We start from the raw sequence: 2,772 nt of genomic DNA, 5'->3' as shown, positions 1-2,772 counted from the left end.
GCAGTTCACCATTAGATGTGCGATAGACCTCCCCATAAAACTGGCGATGATTATTACGCGCAATGTAGGTGCGATCGGCACTATCTAGTCCAAACGTCATACCTGACAGGGTATCTTCCACCCCTAGCAATGCGACACGGCTCATATCTACATCACCCAACGGCTGGAAGGTTAAATCGCCCAATAGGTTATGTAGTGCGCCCCGTGATGCGTTAAAGGCAGGCATATAGATTCTGGCTGCCATGGCCGTTCGCTCACCCTGCTCTGCCACTTGGCTAAGAACGCTCTTTCCGCTTTCCGCTATTCGCCCGAAGACGTTATCCATTGCTCCAGACCAGCGGTTCAGCTCACCGATCGTATTTAATCGGGCGGCGGCGGCAAGCAATGAGATTTCTAAAGTTTGCAGGCTTTCTGTGTCAGGAGGATCCCCTCGGTTGCTTTCGTCTGCCAATGCTTTAGCACGAAAGCGGCCAGTACCATCATTGCTTTCCTCTTCAGGTAGTGCAAAAGGCTGGTCAACTGGGTGGGTTTCGCTGTCAGGGAAGCACATGGCATGCAGCGGTGCAGTGCTACCTTCTTCAAGTAGAGCAAGCAATGTGCGCTGGGCAGTCCCATTATTAGCGGTATGGAGCTGGGTTGGAGCATCTTCATTCGCTAATATGTCGGCACGCTTTGGATCAAGGCTAAGGGCAGTGAAGCACTGCTCTACTAGACAGAATCCGCTTAAGTAGTCGCTCTCCTCCAAGCTAAAGTAGTCTACCAGCGCTCGTTGGTAGGTTGAATTGCCGATTAATTCGGCCAGCTGCGCTTGGTGAAACTCCCAAAGCTGATGGGCCACATCCCGCGCTAAGGTGGCCACGCTGGTATGGAACACGCCTCCTAAATACTTGAGCGCCTGATTCGACGCTAAGCTGCGCAACGGGTTGCTTTCGCCTCCAATGTTCTCGGGCATTATGCGCTTTTGCACCATAATAGCGCTGCGATAGTGGGGCTGTGCCGCGCAACGCTCAAGCAATATCGATAAGTGGTTTTGGGATAATTGCATTTGGCTCAGCGCGTGGCGAAGCTCAAACAGAGGGTCGTTGATAATTAACCCAGGGATACGACGTTGGCGCGCATCTTCTAAAACATCACCACCATCAGGTAGCTCTTCCCAATTGGGTGGCTCGCTTCCTTCTTCTGGTTGAGTCGATATAGAACTGCGACGGTACGATTGGCACACCATATCGGCAGCGGCAGCCCGCAAGCCCACTTCACGCTTTAAAGGCGAGGCATCCCGATTGGCTTCGTTCCAAGCACCATTGACCGCGTCTGAACCCCCTCTGTCGAAGCTTTCCTGTTCGCTTAAAGCTTGCTGATAGAGTGAAGAAACAGCGCTGCCTGAAAGATCCTCTACCCAAAGTGGTGGGTGAACAATTTGTAACTCTAGGCAGGGGGTACGTGCGCGCTGGGGTACCAATTGCTCAGCGGCAAGAAGCTGACCACTCTCAATGCGTTCAGATGGGCTTTGCAGGGAGACCGATTGGAAACGATGGTTAATCTCCGCCGGGTCTGTTTCAAGGCAGTTTAGCCGGGCAGCTGACCATTGAACGTCTGAAAAGGCTACTTTGACTTCGTTATTCAACCAGCTCATTGCCCGACGTGCTGGCAACCATATTTCCGTAAGGGATTGGCCAGTTGCTAAGCGCCGATCATCAACAAAGCCCTCGCTTTCATCGCGGTATTTTGCCAGGTCTATATCCTTGAATTGCCATTCATCTGCTTCAGAACCTGATACTTCAATTTCACGCCACAGTGCGCCACGATAGTGAATATATAGGTAGCCATTGCGGCTTGGCAGGGCATGAGAGGCATCGTCAATAAGGGATTGCCAAAAGGCGAGCGGCACAATGGGCTGAACAACATACTGCTGGAAAACCGTATCACGCTCATGCTCTTGCCAAGGGGTTTGGCTCACACCCGCAAATAACGGTACACGTATTGGATTACCTTCTTCGCTGGCAATCTCTAACCAGACATTGCGATTTGGTTCTGCCTCCCACTTCCAGCTGTGGACACGGCTTATCGGTTCCGGCAGGTCTTCCTCTTCAACAGCATCTGTTAACCCAGGCTGCTCTTGTTCATCGTGTTCATCATAAAAAAAGAACCGATGCCCTTCAGGATGGTCTTTACCAAGTACCTGAATAAACAGTTTGGGTTCTTCACATGCCTTATGTTGGCTCAGTTCCTGGCTCATACGGTGCTCTCTGCCGTGGCGCTAACCGGATTATGATTTTCAGCTGGGAATAACGCTTGTTGTGCTATATCGCTGTTTAAAAAACGTTGTCGTATTTCCATATCGTCCAACGATTCATCAGGACTTCTATACTGCTTAAATGCCCTTGTTAACCGAATATACCGTTCAAGTGCTTGCTCTTGATACTTAGTCAGTCGTAGCACTTGGTGGGCAGGAGCAGGCACCCTCTCCTCCGTTTGATCACCTGCTTCTAGTGCCTGCCATAGCGGGAATCCTGTAGGTTTAACTCCCATCTCATCGCCTTGCCATATCCAATGGTCTATTGGCCCAAACCACTGTCTACTAACCCCTTCCGGCTTACTAAATAGCGCTGCAGCAATATCTGGGTGATAAAAGCGCAACATCCCTTTCCGGTTACCGTAAAATGTTACCTCCAGGCAGCTCCGCAAGTGCGCTAACACTTCGTTTCGCGGCGCGCGACTCGCTATAACGACCCCTGGCGCAATGCCCCTTCTTGGATCTGCAGAAAACGTTTC

The 2,772-nt window shown here is 51.1% G+C and carries 2 protein-coding genes; both read right to left on the bottom strand.

The window, feature by feature from the left end; all coding sequences use genetic code 11:
* On the bottom strand, positions 1-2,236 hold a 2,236-nt coding region (locus tag ACT3TJ_RS17835), incomplete at its 3' end, for a toxin VasX (RefSeq protein WP_444666119.1).
* Positions 2,233-2,772: DUF4123 domain-containing protein (locus ACT3TJ_RS17830; protein WP_444622813.1), on the bottom strand; the 540-nt coding region annotated here is incomplete at its 5' end. The genes ACT3TJ_RS17830 and ACT3TJ_RS17835, both read right to left, overlap by 4 nt.

The organism is Halomonas sp. AOP30-A1-24 (assembly GCF_052378165.1).
In the GTDB taxonomy this organism is placed as follows: domain Bacteria; phylum Pseudomonadota; class Gammaproteobacteria; order Pseudomonadales; family Halomonadaceae; genus Vreelandella; species Vreelandella citrativorans.
Note: the sequence above shows the minus strand (reverse complement) of the source record. Positions and strands in the feature narration are given on the sequence as shown.